General features: G+C 67.2%; 12 protein-coding genes and 1 pseudogene. 6 read left to right on the forward strand and 7 right to left on the reverse strand.

Going from position 1 to position 19,448, the window contains the following annotated elements; all coding sequences use genetic code 11:
- Nucleotides 1-51 precede the first annotated feature (51 nt).
- From C7402_RS11060 to C7402_RS11070, 3 genes are all read right to left on the reverse strand, one after another.
- Complete coding sequence (locus C7402_RS11060) at nt 52-1,359, reverse strand: MFS transporter (RefSeq protein WP_116610674.1); 1,308 nt, start codon at nt 1,357-1,359, stop codon at nt 52-54.
- 65 nt (nt 1,360-1,424) lie between these two features.
- A complete protein-coding gene (locus C7402_RS11065) occupies nt 1,425-2,096 on the reverse strand; it encodes a DUF4286 family protein (RefSeq protein ID WP_116610675.1) in 672 nt (223 codons plus the stop codon).
- Nucleotides 2,097-2,195: 99 nt separating this feature from the next.
- Nucleotides 2,196-3,155 carry a LysR family transcriptional regulator gene (locus C7402_RS11070; protein WP_112170424.1) on the reverse strand — a complete coding sequence of 320 codons (960 nt, stop codon included), beginning with the start codon at nt 3,153-3,155 and terminating at the stop codon, nt 2,196-2,198.
- 285 nt (nt 3,156-3,440) lie between these two features.
- On the opposite strand from C7402_RS11070, the gene C7402_RS11075 reads away from it, so the two are divergent.
- On the forward strand, nt 3,441-4,628 hold the full coding sequence (locus C7402_RS11075) for a porin (RefSeq protein ID WP_116610676.1): 1,188 nt from the start codon (nt 3,441-3,443) through the stop codon (nt 4,626-4,628).
- A gap of 13 nt (nt 4,629-4,641) precedes the next feature.
- Here C7402_RS11075 and C7402_RS11080 read toward each other — a convergent pair whose 3' ends face one another.
- Complete coding sequence (locus C7402_RS11080) at nt 4,642-6,108, reverse strand: MFS transporter (RefSeq protein WP_116610774.1); 1,467 nt, start codon at nt 6,106-6,108, stop codon at nt 4,642-4,644.
- A 246-nt stretch (nt 6,109-6,354) separates the two neighbouring features.
- Between C7402_RS11080 and C7402_RS11085 the strand changes: the two genes are divergently transcribed.
- Nucleotides 6,355-7,965, forward strand: a complete 1,611-nt coding sequence (locus C7402_RS11085; RefSeq protein WP_224038485.1) for an EAL domain-containing protein — start codon at nt 6,355-6,357, stop codon at nt 7,963-7,965.
- 115 nt (nt 7,966-8,080) lie between these two features.
- Here the strand turns inward: C7402_RS11085 and C7402_RS11090 are convergent, their stop codons facing one another.
- The 3 genes and pseudogenes from C7402_RS11090 to C7402_RS11100 form a co-directional block, all read right to left on the reverse strand.
- Nucleotides 8,081-8,611 carry a hypothetical protein gene (locus C7402_RS11090; protein ID WP_116610677.1) on the reverse strand — a complete coding sequence of 177 codons (531 nt, stop codon included), beginning with the start codon at nt 8,609-8,611 and terminating at the stop codon, nt 8,081-8,083.
- A gap of 303 nt (nt 8,612-8,914) precedes the next feature.
- Nucleotides 8,915-9,187: pseudogene (locus C7402_RS11095) on the reverse strand (aminotransferase-like domain-containing protein); the annotation flags it as partial.
- 410 nt (nt 9,188-9,597) lie between these two features.
- Nucleotides 9,598-12,534, reverse strand: coding sequence for a PAS domain S-box protein (locus tag C7402_RS11100; protein ID WP_165841863.1), 2,937 nt, complete (start codon nt 12,532-12,534; stop codon nt 9,598-9,600).
- Between the two features lie 249 nt (nt 12,535-12,783).
- On the opposite strand from C7402_RS11100, the gene ku reads away from it, so the two are divergent.
- The 4 genes from ku to C7402_RS11120 all read left to right on the forward strand — a co-directional run bounded on the left by ku (nt 12,784) and on the right by C7402_RS11120 (nt 19,361).
- Nucleotides 12,784-13,668 carry a non-homologous end joining protein Ku gene (gene ku, locus C7402_RS11105; protein ID WP_116610776.1) on the forward strand — a complete coding sequence of 295 codons (885 nt, stop codon included), beginning with the start codon at nt 12,784-12,786 and terminating at the stop codon, nt 13,666-13,668.
- Nucleotides 13,669-13,743: 75 nt separating this feature from the next.
- Complete coding sequence (ligD, locus tag C7402_RS11110) at nt 13,744-16,302, forward strand: DNA ligase D (protein WP_116610679.1); 2,559 nt, start codon at nt 13,744-13,746, stop codon at nt 16,300-16,302.
- A gap of 190 nt (nt 16,303-16,492) precedes the next feature.
- Complete coding sequence (locus tag C7402_RS11115; protein ID WP_116610680.1) at nt 16,493-18,001, forward strand: amidase; 1,509 nt, start codon at nt 16,493-16,495, stop codon at nt 17,999-18,001.
- Nucleotides 18,002-18,035: 34 nt separating this feature from the next.
- Nucleotides 18,036-19,361 (forward strand): MFS transporter, encoded by a 1,326-nt coding sequence (locus tag C7402_RS11120; RefSeq protein ID WP_112170418.1) that lies wholly within the window; start codon nt 18,036-18,038, stop codon nt 19,359-19,361.
- The last annotated feature ends 87 nt before the right edge of the window (nt 19,362-19,448 follow it).

Raw genomic sequence — 19,448 nt, forward strand, 5'->3', positions numbered from 1 at the left:
GCGCGGCCGGGTCCGGTGCGCCTGAGCAGGCGCACCGGGGAAAAGCACAGGTCAGTCTTCGAGCGGGCGATGCGCGGTTTCGCGGGCGGCGAGCAGCGCAATGCCGGTGACGATCAGCGCGCCGCTCACGTAGAGCGAAACGGCCGTCGAGGCGTGCCACGAGCGGAACAGCGCGACGATGATGAGCGGCGCGAAGCCGCCGCCCAGAATCCCGGCGAGTGTATAGGCGAGCGAGGAGCCGGCGTAGCGCACGCGGGTGGGGAACTGCTCGGTCACGAAGGCCGCCTGCGGGCCGTACATCACGGCGTGAATCACGAGGCCGATGACCACGGCGAGCACGATCAGCGCGGGCTGCGAGGTGTCCATCAGCATGAAGAAGCCGAACGCCCAGACGATGGCCGCGAGCACGCCGCCGAGGTACACGGGGCGCCGCCCGAAGCGGTCGGAGAGCGCGCCGAAGAACGGCACGGCGATCGCGTTGCAGGCGGTGCCCGCGAGCACGGCGGTCAGCGCGAGCGAGCGCGAGAGGTTGAGCACCGTGGTCACGTAAGTCAGCGTGAACACGACGAGCAGCGCATAGAGCACGTCGGAGCCGATGCGCGCGCCGCCCGCCACGATGAGGCGGCGCCAGTGCAGCGAGAACACTTCGAGCACGGGCACCTTGGCCGTGGCGTGCGCTTCGCTCAACGCTTCGAACTGCGGCGTCTCGCCCACGCTGTTGCGCACCCACAGGCCGAAGCACACGAGCAGCAGGCTCGCGAGGAACGGCACGCGCCAGCCCCAGGAGAGGAAGGCGTCGGACGAAACCGAGAGCGTGATGATGGCGATGAAGCCCGTGCCGAGCAGCGTGCCGAACGAGGGCCCGACCTGCGCCCACGAGGCGTTCAGGCCGCGCTTTTTCTGGTCGCCGTGCTCGACCGCGAGCAGCACCGCGCCCGCCCATTCGCCGCCGAGCGCGATGCCCTGCACGAAGCGTAGCGCGACCAGCAGCATGGGGCTCAGGATGCCGGCCGTGGCGTACGTGGGCAGCACGCCCATCAGCGCGGTGGTGATGCCCATGAGCACAAGCGTGAGCATGAGCACGGCGCGGCGGCCGAGGCGGTCGCCGAGGTTGCCGAAGATAAAGCCGCCGAGCGGCCGCGAGACGTAGCCCACGGCATAGGTCGAGAACGCGAGCAGCGTGCCCGCGAGAGGATCGACCGAAGGGAAGAACAGGTGATTGAACACCAGCGCGGCGAGCGTGTTGTAGACGGTGAAGTCATACCATTCGAGCGAGGTGCCGATCATGCTGGCGCCCGCAAGACGGCCGCGTCCGGCGCGCGTGCGCCCGATCGTCGGGGCTTGGGCGAGAGAGTTCATCGGGTTCTCCATAATCGTTGAGCGGGGCGCGCGGCCGTGTGCGGTCCGCGTGCGGCCTCCGTACGTCAGGCCGCGAGGCGCCAGAGCATGTCGAAGCCGCGCACGGCGTCGCGCGCCACGCCGGCCGCTTGCGCGAGCTGTTCGGCCGCTTCGCGCGCCGCCGCGTTCGAGCTGCCTTCCACGAACACGACGGCGTCTTGCGCCGCGGCGCGCGCGTTGTCGTTATCGGCATCGCTGCCGTCGCCGCCGGTCGCGAGCGGCGCGGAAAGCGTGGCTTCCGTGCGGAACACGCGCACCGCGTGCACGCCGGGTTGGTGCGTGGCTTCGTCGGCGGCGTCGCGCCAGCCCGCGGCGGCGAGCGCCTGCGGCGCGGCCACGAAGATCGCGAGATGCGCGCCTTCGCCTTCGCCCGCTTCGAACGCCAGTTCGCCCACGCGGCGCTGCGTGTCGCTCATGCGCGAAAAGTTGCGCAGCGACCAGTCGGTCTGTGCAGTGAACGCCTGGTGGTAGGCGTCGCTGCGAAACACGTCGAGCGACTCGGTCACATAGAGCGCGAGATAGCGGCGCGCGTGGCCGTCGTTGGCGAGAAAGCGGCGCGCATGGCGAAAGCCGCGAATGCCCACGCGCTCCTGCATGTGCTCGCGGTCGTACCACGCGTTGAAATCGGCTTCGGCCTGCGGGTCGGTGTCGGTCCAGATGCAAAGCTGGCCGGGTTGGGCGTTCGTTGTCGTGCTCATCGGGTCTTCCTGCGCATATGGGGTAACGGATAGCGCAGTGTGGCGAGAGCGGGCCGCTTCGGTCCAACAAGAAAAAAAATACACAGTGAACAGGTTTTTTTATCGCTGCGTTTTTCGCTTCCTTGCAGGCCGCGCGGGCTTGCCCGCCGCCGTGCCTTCGAGTTCCGGCCCCAGTGCGAGCACGAACGCGCGCGCCTGCTCGGCCGCGAGTTCGGCGATGCGGGCGGGCAGCGGGTGGCTCTGTAGCCGGTAGCTCGCCACGAGCGGCAGCGGCGCGAAGCCGCTTTCCACGTCGAGCACTTCGAGCGAGCCTTCGCGCAACTCGCGCTGGATGATCGCGGGCGGCAGCACCGTCACGCCGAAGCCGTCGGCCACGAGCCGGATCATCGCCGCCACGGAGCTGATGCAGTTGATGCGCACCGGCCGCTCGACCGCGCGCGCGAACTCGCGCTCGAGCGCGATATGCGGCCCCGAATGCCGCGAGAAGCTGATGACGGGAAATTCGGCGAGCCGGCTCAGATCGACGCTTTGGCCCGACAGCCCGAGCACGGGGCTCGCGACCCAGCGCATGGGGAATTCGCAAAGCGCCTGGTTGGCGAATTCGCGGTCGCCGAGCGCCTCGGTTTGCAGGATCAGGTCCACGGCGTCGGCGCGCAGCAGTTGCGCGAGATGGATCGTGGTGTCGCTCGTGACCTCGATCTCCAGATGGGGAAAGCGCTCGCGCACGCACGCCATGAGCGCGGGAAACCAGCTATGCACGATCGACTCGACCACGCCGATGCGGATCAGGCCGCCGTCGCCGCTCGAGTCCTCGACTTCGCGGCGCATCTCCTCGCCGAGGTTCACGATGCGCTCGGCGTACGCGAGCATCTTGCGGCCCGCGGGCGTGAGCGTGGCCGAGCGCGAATTGCGGTCGAACAGCCGCACGTCGAAGCTCTCCTCCAGCGAGGCGATGCGGCTCGATACGGCCGCCTGCGTGGTGTGGAGCTTTTCCGCCGTGAGGCGGAAATTTTGCAGACGCGCGAGCCAGATGAATGTTTCGAGAAACCGGATATTCATGATTCTGTGTAGGGCCAGACGGCGAGGTCGCATGATAACGCGTTGTCACGGCTGAAGAATTCGCGCCCTGCGAGCGGCGCGCAAGCGGCTGCGCCGCATGCGTTGCCCGCGCGGCGATAACAAAACCTTTTCGGCACGAATTTATTTTCTTGTTGGACCGCTCCACCCCGGTCTCGCAACACTCTCGCATTCGACCAGCCAGGCATATCGATCGCCACCGCCGTGCGAATGCGCGTGCCCGTTTGCGCATTTGGATCGGCATGCTAAACAAAACGAGGAAAATAATTGAGGACGTCTCTCGCATCGCGCGGCGCGCTTCGTGGCGCCGCCGCAGCCGCATTCATCGCCTTCTCCACCTTCTCCGGCGCCGCACACGCGCAGTCGAGCGTCACGCTCTACGGCACCATCGACACCGCGCTCGTCTACGCTAACAACGCGGGTGGCAAGCACCAGGTGGAGATGAACAGCAGCAACGTGCTGGGCAACCGCTGGGGCCTGCGCGGCCAGGAGGACCTGGGCGGCGGCCTTGCCGCGTTGTTCCTGCTGGAAAACGGCTACTCGTCGAACACGGGCGGCTTCCAGCAGGGCGGCGACCTGTTCGGCCGCCAGGCATACATGGGGCTCGCGTCGAAGGAGGCGGGCACGCTCACGCTCGGCCGCCAGTACGATTCGGTGGTGGACTTCATCACGCCGCTCATCGCGGGCGCGCAATGGGCGACCTACCTGGGCGGCCACCCCGGCGACCTCGACAACACCAACAACGACTACCGCTCGAACAACTCGGTGAAGTACACGAGCCCCACGTGGAAGGGCCTGCGCATGAACGCGCTCTACAGTTTCGGCGGCGTGGCGGGGCAATTCGGCCGCAACGCGATCTGGTCAATGGGCGCGGGCTATACGAGCGGGCCGCTCACGCTCGGCGCGGCCTACGTGCACGTGAAGGACCCGAACTTCTCGTACTTCGGCAACAACGCCAACTCAAGCGCCACGGGCAACAACATGGCGGCCAGCCACGTGTATTCGGGCTACGCGTCGGCGGGCAACGAGCAGATCGTCGCCGTGGGTGGCTACTATGTGATCGGGCGGGCCACGCTCGGCGCGGTCTACACGAACACGCAGTTCCGCGACCTCGGCGCGCACGAGAGCCTCAATCCGCTGGGGTACAGCGGGGCCGCGAAATTCCACAACGCCGAGGTGAACGCACGCTACTTCGTCACGCCCGCGCTGCTGCTCGGCGCCGCATACGACTACACGCACGGCTATGGCGTGAACCGCGTGAATTATCAGCAGGGCGATCTCGGCGCGACGTGGATTTTATCGAAGCGCACGCAGGTGTATCTCGTGGGGCTTTACCAGCATGCCTCGGGCACCGATTCGACGGGGCAGCCGGCCGTGGCCAACCTCAACGGTCTTTCGGCTTCATCGTCGCCGAATCAGGTTGCGGTGCTGACGGGCATCACGCACCGGTTCTGAGCGGCCCGCGGCCTCACTCGTCGCCGACCGCCGAAAGCGGCGCGGCGACGTGCTCCAGCGACTTGCGCTCGGCATCCACGCCCCAGATCGCGGCAACGAGCCCCGCGCCGAGCATGAGCGCGGAGCCCACGAGATAGCCCGTGAACACCTCGCTGCGCTGGTGCGTATCGATCAGTCGTCCGAAGAAAGCCGGTCCGATGATGCCGCCCAGCGCCGTGCCGAAGGCATAGAACACGGCGATGGCGAGCGCGCGAATCTCCAGCGGAAACGACTCGCTCACGGTCAGATAGGCGGAGCTGGCCGCCGCCGAGGCGAAGAAGAAGATCACCATCCACGCAACGGTTTGCATGGTGACCGTGAGCACGCCCTGCTCGAACAGCCAGCCGCTCACAGTGAGCAGCACGCCCGAGAGCGCATAGGTCGTGGCGATCATCGTGCGACGGCCGATCACGTCGAACAGCCTGCCGAGCATGATCGGCCCGAGAAAGTTGCCGAGCGCGAACGGCAGCAGGTAGAGGCCCACTTCGCCGCCCGGCACGTGATAGAACTCCGTGAGCACGAGCGCGTAGGTGAAAAAGATCGCGTTGTAGAAGAACGCCTGGGCCGTCATGAGCGAGAGGCCCACCAGCGCGCGCCTGCGGTGGCGCACGAAAATGGCGTGCAGCACGACGCGCAAGGGCGTGTGGCTGCGCGCGTGCAGGCGCAGCGGGTCGCCGGGCGGCTCGTCGAGCGTGTGGCCCACGGCGCGAAAGCGCGCTTCGATGTCCTGCACCACGCGCTTCGCCTCGTCGTGCTCGCCGTGCGTGAGCAGCCAGCGCGGGCTTTCGGGAATCCAGCGGCGCATCGGCAAGATGATGAGCGCGAGCACCGCGCCGATGAAAAAGCACACGCGCCAGCCCACGTCGGCGGGCAGCAGATGCGGGTCGAGCAGCACGAGCGAGCCCGCCGCGCCGATGCCCGCGCCCACCCAGAACGTGCCGTTGATGCTCAGGTCGGTCCAGCCTCGCACGCGCGCGGGCGTGAACTCCTGGATGGTCGAGTTGATGGCCGCGTACTCGCCGCCGATGCCCGCGCCCGTGAGCGCGCGAAACGCCACGAAGCTCGCGAAGCTCCACGAGAGCGAGGTGGCGGCCGTGGCGAGCAGGTACACGGCGAGCGTGATGAAAAAGAGCTTGCGGCGGCCGAGCCGGTCGGTGAGCCAGCCGAAGCCCAGCGCGCCGCACACGGCGCCCGCAATATAAGCGCTGCCCGCGAGCCCCACCTGCGCGTTGTCGAGATGCAGCAGCGGACTCGTTTTCAGCGCGCTCGCCACCGCGCCGGCCAGCGTGACTTCCAGACCGTCGAGCAGCCAGGTGACACCCAGCGCCACCACGATCAGCACATGAAAGCGGCCCCAGGGCAACCGGTCGAGACGAGCGGGCAATGTGGTTTCGATTATGGCGGGTGAGGCGGGTGGCGCTGCGGTATGGTCTGGATTCATCGGCTTGGGCGGGTTTGCACGCGCGCTCTGGCTTGAGCCTGGCAGAAGTCTGCCGGGCAGCATGCGCCGTTCCCGAAGGACACACACGCATGAAAAACAGAAAAATCAGCCTGTGGGCGAAGGCCCTCGCTGACGTATCATCGTATTCATACAAAAGCGGTTGACCCGACGCGCAAGGAGTCCATGTTGCGAACCCGTCGTGACGGGCAGTGACGTGCGCGCGCAAGCCGTGCATTCGGTGTGCCCATGATAAATCGAGCCTCTCGTTCCCCCGCGCGCCACATGCGCCTGGCGGGCCTGAAGCCTACGTTCGCCCTCATCGCCATGCTGGCCTGCGCCGCCGGCGTGCTGCTCTGCGCGGTCGTGGCGGGCGTGCGCGAAGGCGCGCAGCAAATCCGCCAACGCGAGGGCCTGATCGCGAGCGACATGGTGTCGGCGGTCGAGCGCGTGCTCGAACGCGTGCGCAGTTCGCAAAGCGATGCGCTTGCCGCATTGCCGGGCCAACCGTGCGAGCGCGTTGCGTTGCCGTTCGCCGAATTGGGCACGCGTGTGAACTATGTGCGCGGCATCAATCTCGTCGCGAACGGGCGTCTCTATTGTTCGTCGGCGGTCGGTCCTGTCGACTTGCCGCTCGCGCCATTCTTCACGCACGAACCCGCAGCGACGGCGATCAACCTGATCGGCGGCTCGCCGTGGCAGCCGCGCGAGCCGGTGCTGCCGCTCTACGTGCCCACCGGCGAAAAGCTCGGCTTGCTCTACGTGATCGAATCGACCTACCTCACCGACGCGCTCGCGCACGGCGTGCGCTACGGCGCAGGGCGCGTGACGCTCTCGGTGCCGGGCGCGGCGGCGCTCGACGATCGCGGCGTACTGCTCGCGCAGGACGACCCCGCGAGGCATGCGGGCGCGCGCGCCACGTCGCCGCGCTGGGGCTTTTCGGTCGATGTGACATTCGCGCCGCAGGCCTACGCGCAGGCGCGCTGGCAATACGGCCTGATGTTCGGTGCGGCGGCGTTGCTCGTCGATCTGCTGATCGGCGCGACGTGGCTGATCGCGTTCGCGCCGCGCCGGCTGCTGCTCTCGGCGGTGCGGCGCGGGCTTCGGCACGGGCAGTTCCATGTCGTCTACCAGCCCGTGATCGAACTGGCCACGGGCCGCGTGGGCGGCGTGGAAGCGCTCATTCGCTGGACCCATCCGAAGTTCGGCGCGGTGAGCCCGGCCGTGTTCATGGCCGAGGTGGAAGGCAGCCGGCTGCTCGGGCCCGTCACGCGCTTCGTGCTCGAACGCGCGACCACGGAAATCGCGCAGGCCACGACCGTGCGTCCGTTCCATCTTGCGATCAACGTCGCGCCGCTGGACTTCGAGCGCAAGGACTTCGTCGCCGACGTGCTTGGCGTGGTGGAGCGCCTGCCGCCCTGCGTGATCCTGATCCTCGAAGTGACCGAGCGCTTCCTGCTGGAGAAGCGCGCGCATACCGAAGCGATCTTCGCGACGCTCAAGGCGCGCGGCGTGAAGTTCGCCATCGACGACTTCGGCACCCATCACAGCAACCTCGATCTGCTCGCACGCTTTCCATTCGATTACGTGAAGATCGACGGCCAGTTCGTGCGCCAGCTCGAAAAGCGCGGCGACCAGCTCATCAAGGGGATCGCGGCCGTGGCGAAGCACTTCGACATGGAGATCATTGCCGAAGGCGTGGAGACGGAGGCGCAGCACGAGATCCTATGCCGGCTGGGTATTCCCTACGCGCAGGGCTATTTCTACCGGCGGCCGGGGTCGGCGCAGAACGTGGCCGAGATGCAGCACGACGCCGGGCTTGTGCGTTACGCGTTGTCCACGCCGCTGGCGTCGCGTTAGCGCACGCACGTGCGCAATCCTGATTGATCCGGATTTAAATGACTCGCGAGCGATTAAGGAAATTCGCTCGCGGCCGGATAAAAGAACCGATAAAAAATCATGAATAAAAGCGCAATTAAAACCCATGCCGCACGGTAACGGTTGCCCCTGTGTCATGCGAATGGAGAATGGCGACGCGCGCCGTGGCGGAAAATACCCAGTCATCCACGGTCAGCGAGAGTCTGCGTTGTGGCTGCGCGCCAAGTGTGAGCGTGGCGTTGGGAATCTGCATGATCGAGATTTGCGGGGCCGTTGAGGGGCCCATCTGGAGATAATCGCCCGAGGGCGAAGCCTGCTGCGAAGGCGAATTGCCATTCGGCGCGGCCTTTACGAAATGATAGTGATAAGTGTCATTCGCCATTGGCGCGCTATAGAAGTGTTCGATTTGCGCGTAAAACGGCTTTTCCTGATCCTGCTGATATTCCATTTCATAACGGTGCAAATATGCCTGTGGTTCCGGCAGGGCGGGCACGACCTCCATGGGCATGGGCGAGATATTCGCCAGCGTCATGGTTTCGGGCGCGCTCATGGCGGTGCCATCGGCGAACGCATGGCCGCTCAGCATAAGAAAGACTGCACCGACAATCTTTTTGTTCAGGCATGTCATGAGCACACCTCCATGACTGGACTCTAAACGTCACACTCTCAAACGTTCTGGCCGAACAGACTGCCTTTGCTTCAGTTGCATCAATGCATTCTAGTACCTCATTTGTTTCCTGCTAGCCGAATGTGTGCAGAGCTTCGGCAGATCGATGCATTGTCCACCAGCGCTTGCCTCGTCTGCGGAATGCGTGTGAGTCATCGCGCATTTTGTTGTCTAACATGAGCGTCGATTTGACCGGTCGCGACGTGTCGCGACCAGTCCGTGACGGAAAAAATGGCGTACTGGGTAAACGCGGAGTCAGGCGCGCTAGATCGTGCCGAACAGCGCGCTTGGGCGGTCTTGCAGCGTGCGTGCGAGCACCTTCAATGCGCGCGCCAGTTGTTCGCGTGAAGTGGCGCATGCGAGATTGATTCGCACTCCGTGCTCCACGGTGGAGCGGTCCACGGCGAACGCGGAGGCGGGCATGGTGTTCACGCCGCGCGCGAGCGCGTTGGCGGCGAAGTCGTCGGAGCGCCACGGCGCGGGCACGCGCAACCAGACGAACATGCAGGCCGGGTCGCTGTTGAGCAATTCGCTCGGCGGTGGCAGGCGGCTGCCGGGCGGGTAAAGTCCGCGCGCATTCGCTTCACCGGATTGCGCGGGACTTCCAGGTGGCTCGAAGACATTTTGTCAGGCTATTGTCTTCCGCTTTGCCTGGTTGTCGTCGACTTTCATAGAAGTTACGCCTCCATACAAAACTCGATCGTCCGCCACGTCGTGTTCCTGTCACGGCACGCGGGCCAAGCGCAGCCCAGCCATCCTTCGCGCAATGGCTCGATGTATGCCAACGTGCCCGGCACTCGTGTGCCAGGGATATTCCTGGTCCTCACACTCGCTCTGCTTTGTTGCGGACAAAACGTCTGCGGTGTTCGAGGCGATACGCGGCAAGGGCAGGGGAAGCGTCTCAGGACGCCAGGCGGCAATGGCGTATGAGAGGGCGGTGCACGGGTTTAGCGCGCCGTCAGCAACTCGATCAGCGTTTTGAAATCCACCGGCTTGGTGAGATGCGAGTCGATGCCGCTCATGCGCGAGCGCAGCCGGTCCGCGTGCTGGCCCCAGCCGGTGAGCGCGATGATCTGCAAATCGGCGAAACTCGGATTCTGGCGGATCTGGCGCGCCGTTTCGTAGCCATCCATGCCGGGCATGCCGATGTCGAGCACCATGGACTGCGGCGTGCTCTGTTCGAGCGCACCGAGCGCGGCGGCGCCGTCGTAGACCACGCGCACCTGGGCGCCTTCGTTCGTCAGCACCATGGCGAGCGAGTCCGCCGCGTCGTGATTGTCGTCCACGATGAGAATGCGCTTGCCTTCCAGCGGTTTCGCGCCCTGCGCAACCACAGGCGACGTCTCTTGCGTTTGCGCCGGAGCCTGACGCGATAGCGGCAGCCGCACCGTGAACGTGCTGCCTCTGCCGGGGCCGTCGCTCGCGGCCTCGACGGTGCCGCCGTGCATGCGCACGAGATGGCGCACCATGGTGAGCCCGATGCCGAGACCGCCCTGGCTGCGCTCCGCGAGGCGATGCATCTGCGTAAACATTTCGAACACCTCATGAAGTTGTGCGGCCGTCATGCCGATGCCCGTGTCGCTCAGCGTGACGATGGCCCAGTCGCCCTCGCGCCGGGCGTCGAGCCGGATCTGGCCGCCCGTGTCGGTGTAGCGGGCCGCGTTGTTGAGCATGTTCGCGAAAACCTGGGTGAGGCGCACGCGGTCCGCGTCGAGCACGAGCGGCGCGCCGGGCAGCGTGACGGTGAGCTGGTGGCGCGCCTGGTCGATCACGGGGCGGCTCGTTTCCACGGCGTTCTCGACGATCTCGGCAAGCGCCACCGGCGCTTTCACGAGGCCGATCTTGCCGCGCGTGATGCGCGAGACTTCCATGAGGTCGTCGATCAGCCGCACCATGTGATGCACCTGGCGATCGAGCATGTCGAGGATCGGCATCGAGGCCGCCGGGAAGTCGCCACGCCGGACCAGATGCAGCGCATTGGCGATGGGCGCGAGCGGGTTGCGCAATTCGTGGGCGAGCGTGGCGAGAAATTCGTCCTTGCGGCGGTCGGCTTCCTTGAGCGCGTCTTCGGCGCGCACGGCTTCGGTGATGTCGATCGACACGCTCACGTGGCCGCGAAACTCGCCCCCGGCCGAGCGCCACGGCGCGCAGCAGGTTTCGAACCAGTGCCAGCTTCCATCCTTCACCCTCACGCGCAGGCGGATCTGGAACGCGCTCTGCTCGCGCTGTGCGTCCTGCATGCGCGAGAGAAAGCCGGGCAGGTCGAGCGGATGCACGATCGTGTGCCAGCCCGCTGCGAGTAACGCTTCCGGCGTGAAACCGGTGGCCCCGAGGTGGCGACGGTTCAGGTAGACCGTGTTGCCTTGCGTGTCGATTTGCCAGATCAGCGCGGGCGAGGCGTCGGCGAGCGCGCGAAAGCGCGCCTCGCTCTCGCGCAAGGCTTCCTGGGCGCAGCGCCGGTCGTCGACGTCGATGTTCATGCCCACCCACTTGCGGATCGTGCCGTCCGGGTCCCAGATCGGCGCGGCGCGCACGTTGGTCCACCTCCAGCCGCCCGTGGCCACGCGCAGGCGGAATTCGGTGTTCACCACACGTTGTGCCGCGACCGCTTCCTTCCACTGGCGCAGCGCCTGGTCGCGGTCGGCGGGATGCACGGCGTTGGCCCAGCCTTCGCCCAGCCATTCATTGCCGGGCTGGCCCGTGTAGGCCGACCAGCTCGGCGAGACCGCGGCGGTTTGCCCCTGGGCGTCGGCTTCCCATACCGCCTGGGCGAAGCCTTCCACGAGCGCGCGAAAGCGCTCCTCGCTTTCCACGCATTCGGTTTCCGCGCGCTTGCGCTCGGTGACGTCGAGCACGAACTCGGCGCACTTCGAGGTCATGCCCGCGCCCGAGAGCCGCGTGGGTGCGAAAAGGCCCCACCAACGCTTGCCGTCCTTGCGGATCAGTTGCCGCTCGTAAGGTTGCGTGCGCCCCGAAGTGGCGAGATCGGTGACCGCGCGCGTGGTGACGCCGAGGAATTCGAGCGGCACGAGCCGGTCCCAGTGCGTGGCGGAGCGCAGGTCGGCGCGGCTGTAGCCGCTCATCTGCTCGAATGCGTCGTTGGCGTCCACCATGCTGCCGTCGAGATTGAAGAACAGCACGCCCACGGTTTCGATGGAAATCGCCGCTTGCAGGCGCGCTTCGCTCTCGCGCAGCGCGTGCTCGATCTGCTTGCGTTGCGCGGCCTCGTCGCGCAGCTTCGTGTTGATGTCCTGCAAGATGCGCGTGCGATCGGCGACCTGCTGCGTGAGATTGCGGCCGGCGTTCTGGGCGTCGCGCAGCGCGTTCGTCATCTGCTGCGCGGCGCTCGCGCAGGTGGCGAGGCTTTGCAGCAGGCGCGCGTCTTCGGCGTTGAAGTGCCGGGCGGGGTCGTGCGCGTACGCCCAGACGGTGCCCACGGCCAGGCCGTTCACGCGCCAGGGCATATGCAGGGATTCGTGTATGGGCGGATCGATCTCCCGGCACGACGCGAAGCAGCGCGCCGGACGGTCGAACAGCAGCATGGCGTTGCGCTCCTGCGCGGCGCCGCTCGGGCAGTCTCCGGCGGGCATGGTGCGGCCGAGATCGCCGGCCAGTGCGCCTTCCACGGCGCACCAGCGGTACACGGCTGTCGCACCGTTGCCTTCGGGCAAGCTCACGCCCGCCGAACCGGCGCGGCACAACGTGAGCGCGAGCTTGGCCAGCATCGGCAGGACACCTGATGGATCGAGCGCCATTTCCTGCGACAGGGCCGCGAGCGCGCGGCTCTCGCCCTGGTAGTCGGGCAGGCGGTTCGGCCGGCTTTCGAGTGCTTCGTTGATGAGCGCCTCGTCGACACTGAGCGCGGGTGCGCCGTTGTCCTGCATGCTCCCTCCGCTTCGATCGTGGGCGTGGCTCGCGCCTCGCGTGAGGCCCGGGCGATACCAACCTTTCATGAGAGCAGCATTGCGTATGCCCGTTCGAAAAAACGTGGTGCGGCGCGCAAGTCGGTTAGGTCCCGTTTAGACCCTGTTTAGACCATCTGCGCGGCGAAGGCGCCGGGCATTGCGCTTGCGCGAATCCTGCACCATGTGCAGTACGCAATGCGTCTTACGCAGTGCAACAAGGAGGCGATCATGCCGCGCGCGATCTGGAAGGGCGCCATCAGTTTCGGGCTGGTCTACGTGCCGGTGGAGGTGATCCCGGCCACCCAGAGCGAGCGCACGGGGTTCAATCTGCTGGACCGGCGCACGCTGGACCCGGTCGGCTACCGGCAAATCAACAAGCGCACCGGCAAGCCCGTGGAGCACGACGACATCGTGCGCGGCTACGAGTACGAAAAGGGCGCCTATGTCGTGATTGCCGACGAGGAGATCAAGGCCGCGAGCCCCGAGGCCACGCAAACGGTGGATCTGCTCGGATTCGTCGAGGCCGCCCAGGTGTCGTTTCTTTATCTCGACACGCCTTACTGGCTCGCGCCCGACAAGCGCGCCGGCAAGACCTATGCGCTGCTGCGCGACGCGCTCGCGGCGAGCAGCAAGATCGGCATTGCGAACGTCGTGCTGCACAGCCGTCAGCATCTCGCGGCGCTCGTGGCGGCGGGCCCCGCGCTTGCGCTGCAAACGCTGCGCTGGTCCACCGAAGTGCGCGAGTTCGACGCGGTGCAGAGCTTGCCCGCAAGCGCGAAAGCGGCGGGCGTGAGCGCGCATGAGTTGCAGATGGCGCGCAAGCTCATCGACGACATGAGCACGGACTGGCAGCCCGAAGCGTATCGCGACACCTATCGCGACGCGATTCTCGAACTGGCGGAGCGCAAGGTGCGCGAAGGCAAGGCCCACGAAGTCACGCATGTGGAGGCCGCGACGCACGAGCGGCGCAGCGCCGACATTGTCGATCTTTCCGAACTGCTCAAGCGCAGTCTCGGCAAGCGCGGCGGCAGCCGCGGCCATACCGGCGAGACCCGCGACGGCGGCGCGCCGCCTCACGGGAGCACGCCGAAGCGCAGCCGCCGCGCGGCGTGACCCGCGCGTGCATCGACATGCGTGGAATCTGCGTGGAACAGGCATGGCCATGCGCGCACCCGCACAGGAGCGCCGATGAAACCCCGGTTGCAAGACTACGAAGCGAAACGCCGTTTCGACGTCACACCCGAACCGCGAGGTCGCGCCGCGCGATGGTCCGCGAGGCTCCCCGACGGCGCGGCGTCGTTCGTGATCCAGCGGCACGACGCACGGCGGCTGCACTACGACTTTCGCCTCGAACTGGACGGCGCGCTCAAGTCATGGGCCGTGCCGAAGGGGCCGAGCCTCGACCCGGCCGTGAAGCGTCTGGCGGTGCACGTGGAGGACCATCCACTCGACTATGGGACGTTCGAAGGGCGCATTCCCGAAGGCAGCTATGGCGCGGGAACGGTGGCGATCTGGGACCACGGCGTGTGGCGTCCCGAGGGCGGCTTGCGCGGCGCGCGCGAAGGCTATGCGCGCGGCGTGCTCAAGTTCATGCTGGAGGGCGACAAGCTGCATGGCGGCTGGGCGCTCGTGCGCAGCCCCATGCATGACGGCAAGCACGAAAACTGGCTGCTCATCAAACAGCGCGACGAAGAGGCCGTGAGCGAGGAGGTATTTCACGTGGTGGACGACGCGACGAGCGGCAGCGCGCATGCGGGCCGGGGAGCGAAAGCGAAAACAAAAATGAAGGCGAAAGCGCAGGACGCGCCGCTGCCGGCCACGCTCGCTCCGCAACTCGCCACCCCGGCCGAAGCCCTGCCTCACGGAGACAATTGGTTATACGAACTGAAGTTCGACGGCTACCGCGTTCTTGCACGCATCGAGCGCCAGGCGCGCGGCAAGCACGATGTGCGCATCTTCACGCGAACCGGCAACGACTGGACGGCGAAATTCCCGCGCCAGGTTCAGGCGTTGCACGCGCTCGACCTCGATTCGGCGTGGCTGGACGGCGAGGCCGTGGTGCTCGACGCGAACGGCGTGCCCGACTTTCAGGCGCTACAGAACGCCTTCGACGCGGGCCGCGCCGACGCCATCACGTTCTGGCTTTTCGATGTGCCCTGGCTCGACGGCCGGGACCTGCGCGGGGCGCCGCTCGACGTGCGGCGCGCGAAGCTCTCGGCGCTGCTGGCCGCGCAGCCGCACGACGCGCTGCGTTTTTCCGAAGCTTTCGAAGGCGAACCGCAGACGCTGCTCACGGCCGCCTGCGAGGCGAATCTCGAAGGACTCGTCGCCAAGCGGCGCGACAGCCGTTACACGTCCACGCGCAGCGCGGCCTGGCTCAAACTGCGCTGTGCGCGGCGGCAGGAATTCGTGATCGGCGGCTATACGGCGCCGAAGGGCGGCCGCGAAGGGTTCGGCGCGCTGCTCATCGGCGTGTACGACGGCGAGGGCGCGTTGCAGTACGCGGGCAAGGTGGGCACGGGCTTCGACGCGACGCGGCTCGATTCACTGGCGGCCGAACTGCGCAAGCGTGAGCGCAAACGCTCGCCGTTCGCGGCCGTGCCCGCTGCCGGGCAGCGCGCAGGCGCGCATTGGGTGCGCCCGGATCTCGTGGCTGAAGTGCGCTTCAAGACATGGACGAGCGCGGGCGTGGTGCGTCAGGCGTCATTCGCCGGGCTGCGCGAGGACAAGCCTGCGCGAAGCATCGTGCGCGAAGCGCAGGTGCAACCGGTGAGCAAGGCGTCGGGGGCAAGCAAGGGCGTTGGGAATGGGGCGAGTCACGCGCGCTCGCGCAGTCCAGGCCGCGCCGCGCACGATGAAGCCGAGGTGGCCGGCGTGCGCATCACCCACCCCGAACGGGTGATCGATGCGCGCAGCGGGCTGCGCAAGATCGACCTCGTTCGCTACTTCGAATGGATCGCGCCATGGTTGCTGCCGCAACTGAAAAGGCGGCCCGTCGCGCTTGCTCGCGCGCCCAGGGGCGTGGGCGGCGAGCTGTTTTTCCAGAAACACGCCAAGGCATTGCAGATTCCGCACGCCACGCAACACGCGGGCCTCGACCCTGGCCACGCGCCGCTCTTGACGCTGGACTCCGCAAGGGCGTTGGTGGGCGCGGCCCAGATGGACGCCATCGAACTGCACACCTGGAATGCGCTCACCACGAACATCGAGAAGCCCGACCGGATCGTGTTCGATCTCGACCCCGGTGCGTCGCTCGCCTGGGAGCGCATGCTGGAGGCCGCGCAACTCACGCATGAACTGCTCGAAGCGCTGGGCTTGCGCGCCTGGTGCAAGACGAGCGGCGGCAAGGGGCTGCACGTGGTCGTGCCGCTCACGCGCCACGCCGGCTGGGACGAGGTGAAGGACTTTGCGCGCGTGGTGGCGAACTACATGGCCGCGACGCTGCCCGAGCGCTTCAGCGCCAGGATGGGCGCACAAAACCGCAAGGGCCGGGTATTCGTGGATTACCTGCGCAATGGGCGCGGGGCGAGCACCATCGCGGCTTACGCGCCGCGCGCCCGGCCCGGTCTCGGCGTTTCCGTGCCGGTCGGATGGGACGAACTGCATACGCTCACGAGCGGCGACCAGTGGAACGTGGCGAACCTGCGCGAGCGGCTGGAGGGGCCGCGCGCCGATGCGTGGCGCGATTACGGCGCGGCGCGCCAGCGCATTACGGCTTCGATGTGGCGGCTGCTCGGAACGAAGTGAGCGACTTTGCAGCGAAGCACAACGCCGAGAGCCGACCGGCGCGCGCCGCCGCGAGGCCCGAAAGCCCGAGGGGGCGCGCGGCCGGACCAGCCGGTTGCGTCCCCCGTTTGCCTGGCTCCTGCTTTTCTCCCTTGACAACGTAAATTTGTCTTGAGACGGTATACAAAATACTATCGACCAAGGCAAAGCCATGTCCGAGTTCCTGGCCGCCGCCCGCCCCACGGGCGCGGCCCCGCAAACCCAGCCCGGCGCAGCGCCGTGGCGTCATGCCACGATTGCGGCCGCCGCTGCCGCGATGCGCCGTCAAGAGGTCAGTTCGAGCGCGCTGGTCGCCGCCTGCGAGGCGGCGTGGCGCGAGCAGAACCCGACCATCAATGCCGTCGTGGTCAGCGATTTCGAGCGCGCGCACGCCGTCGCGCGCGAGCGCGACGCCGAACTGGCGGCAGGGCGCTCGCGCGGTCCGCTCCACGGCGTGCCGTTCACGATCAAGGAGTCGTTCGACGTGGCGGGCTGGCCCACCACGGTGGGCGACCCGGCGTTTCGCGGCAATCTCGCCGCGCGCCACGCGAGCGTGGTGCAGCGCCTGTGCGACGCGGGCGCCGTGCTGCTCGGCAAGACCAACGTGCCGCTGTGGCTGCGCGACTGGCAGAGTTACAACGACCTCTACGGCACTACCCGCAATCCGCACGACCATGCCCGCACGCCGGGCGGTTCGTCGGGCGGCAGTGCGGCCGCGGTGTGCGCGGGCATGGCGTACTTCGACGTGGGCTCCGATATCGGCTCATCGATCCGCAATCCCGCGCACTATTGCGGCATCTTCTCGCACAAGAGCACGCACGGCCTCGTTTCGCTCGAAGGGCACGGCTTGCCCGGCGGCGTCGCGCTGCCCGACATCAATGTGGCGGGGCCGCTCGCCCGCAGCGCCGCCGACCTCGAACTCGTGCTGGCCGCCATCGCGGGGCCGGACGCCGAGGCCGCCTGCGCCGTGCACTACGCGTTGCCCCGTTGCGAGGCGATGGATTTGCGGCAGATTCGCTTCGGCATACTGAGCAATCATCCGGTGGCGGAAGTGGATGCGGAAGTGGAGCGCTGCATCGTCGCGCTGGGGCAGGCGCTGGAGCAGCGGGGCGCACGCGTGGTCTGGGACGCGCGACCGCAACTGGACGCCGCCGAGCTTTTGCGCACTTATACGTTGCTGTTGCGCGCCTCGACCTGCGGTTATCTCGGCGACGACGCCTACGCCGCCTCCGTGCGCGCGGCCGACGTCGCGCCGCCGCACGACACGAGTTACGCCTCGCTTCAGCATGTGGGCGCGGCGCTGCGCCATCGCGACTGGCTCAAGCTCCAGCCGCTGCGCGAGCGCTATGCCGCCGCGTGGCGCGCGCTGTTCGAGCACGTGGACGTGCTGCTGTGCCCGGCCGCCGCCACGGCGGCGTTCCCGCTCGACGAAGCGCTCGCGCCGTGGCAGCGCACGCTGAGCGTCAACGGCAAGCCGCAGCCGCTTACCACGCAACTCTTCTGGGCAGGGCATTCCGGCCTGTGCGGCCTGCCTTCGACGGTCGCGCCCGCCGGGCGCACGGCGCTGGGCCTGCCGGTAGGCGTGCAGATCGTGGCGCCCCGCTATCACGACCTGCGCTCGATTCGCGTGGCGAGCCTGCTCGAAGCCGCCGGCTACGCTTACGCGCCGCCCGCGTGCTGACTCCATTTCCCGACTGCTAACGGAGCTTACGCTCATGTCCTGGCTTACCTCACTGTCGAAAAACGAAAAACGGGCTTTCGCCGGCGCCTTCGTCGGTCATGCCGTGGACGTCTACGACTTCATGATCTATTCGTTCCTCATTCCCGTGCTGCTACAGACGTGGAACATGAGCAAAGCCACGGCGGGCAGCATCGTCACGTGGACGCTGATCGCCTCGCTCGTTGGCGCGATAGGCGCGGGGCTGCTGGCGGACCGCTACGGGCGCGTGCGCATCCTGCGCTGGACCATCGCGCTGTTCGCGATCTCGTGTTTCGCTTGCGGCTTCGCCAATTCCCCCACCCAGTTCGCGATCCTGCGTGCGGTGCAGGGGCTGGGCTTCGGCGGCGAGTCGTCGCTGTGCATGGTGCTGGTGACGGAGATGATTCGCAACCCGGCGCATCGCGGCAAGTTCTCGGCCTTCACGGCGAGCAGCTATTCGTTCGGCTGGGCCGCCGCCGCGCTCGCCTACAGCGCGCTATTCAACTGGCTGCCGCCGCAGTGGGCGTGGCGCGTGTGCCTGTTCGTGGGCATCCTGCCCGCGCTGCTCGTGATCTGGCTGCGGCGCAATCTACAGGAGCCCGAATCGTTTTCGCGGACGCTCGCGACGCGCCGCGCGGCCGGTCCCGGCAGTGCCTTGCGCACAGTGCTGAGCGGTCGCCTTGCCGCACGCACGTTCTGGTGCAGCCTGCTTTCGGGCGGCATGCTCGGCGCGTACTACGCCATCGCCACGTGGATGCCGATGTGGCTCAAGACCGAGCGCGGCCTTTCGGTCACGGGCACGGGGCTGTGGCTCGCCGTGACGATAGGCGGGTCGCTCGCGGGCTATGCGCTCGGCGCGTGGTGCACCGATCGGATCGGCCGCCGCCCGACCTACATCATCTTCGCGCTTGGCGCGTTCGTTCTGAGCATCGCCTACATGCAGGTCGACGCGCCCACGCCGGTCATGCTCGTGCTGGGCTTCCTGCTGGGCGTGCTCATGCAGGGCACGTTTTCGGGCGTGGCGGCAACCATCGCGGAGACCTATCCGCATGCGGTTCGCGCGACCGGCTATGGCGTCGCGTACAACGTGGGACGCGTGATCGGCTCCGTGTTTCCGTTCACGGCGGGCTGGCTCGCGAGCGGGCATTTCACGCTCACATTCGCAATACCGCTCGTGGCGGGGGTGGGCTACGTGTTCGTCGTCCTCGCCGCATGGGTGTTGCCCGAGACGAACGGGATCGCGCTCGACGACATCGAAGCCGTCGAGCCCGCCGAAGCCGAGCCGCATGCGCAGGCGGGCGCCCCGGCGGTCGCGCAAGCGGTGCCGAACGCGCCGCGCTGAACTTTCACGCAAAAGCCCGGCTAAGGCTTCGAACCGAAGCCTCAGCGCCGGCTTGCGCCGCGTAGAGTGTCGCCCGTTCGCGGTTGC

The organism is Paraburkholderia unamae, assembly GCF_003096875.1.
GTDB classification, from domain to species: Bacteria; Pseudomonadota; Gammaproteobacteria; order Burkholderiales; family Burkholderiaceae; genus Paraburkholderia; species Paraburkholderia unamae.

Coding starts and splice junctions, on each gene's coding strand:
- C7402_RS11060 (WP_116610674.1), bottom strand. CDS start 1,359: ATGAACTCTCTCGCCCAAGCCCCGACGATCGGGCGCACGCGCGCCGGA.
- C7402_RS11065 (WP_116610675.1), bottom strand. CDS start 2,096: ATGAGCACGACAACGAACGCCCAACCCGGCCAGCTTTGCATCTGGACC.
- C7402_RS11070 (WP_112170424.1), bottom strand. CDS start 3,155: ATGAATATCCGGTTTCTCGAAACATTCATCTGGCTCGCGCGTCTGCAA.
- C7402_RS11080 (WP_116610774.1), bottom strand. CDS start 6,108: ATGAATCCAGACCATACCGCAGCGCCACCCGCCTCACCCGCCATAATC.
- C7402_RS11085 (WP_224038485.1), top strand. CDS start 6,355: ATGATAAATCGAGCCTCTCGTTCCCCCGCGCGCCACATGCGCCTGGCG.
- C7402_RS11090 (WP_116610677.1), bottom strand. CDS start 8,611: ATGACATGCCTGAACAAAAAGATTGTCGGTGCAGTCTTTCTTATGCTG.
- C7402_RS11100 (WP_165841863.1), bottom strand. CDS start 12,534: ATGCAGGACAACGGCGCACCCGCGCTCAGTGTCGACGAGGCGCTCATC.
- ku (WP_116610776.1), top strand. CDS start 12,784: ATGCCGCGCGCGATCTGGAAGGGCGCCATCAGTTTCGGGCTGGTCTAC.
- ligD (WP_116610679.1), top strand. CDS start 13,744: ATGAAACCCCGGTTGCAAGACTACGAAGCGAAACGCCGTTTCGACGTC.
- C7402_RS11115 (WP_116610680.1), top strand. CDS start 16,493: ATGTCCGAGTTCCTGGCCGCCGCCCGCCCCACGGGCGCGGCCCCGCAA.
- C7402_RS11120 (WP_112170418.1), top strand. CDS start 18,036: ATGTCCTGGCTTACCTCACTGTCGAAAAACGAAAAACGGGCTTTCGCC.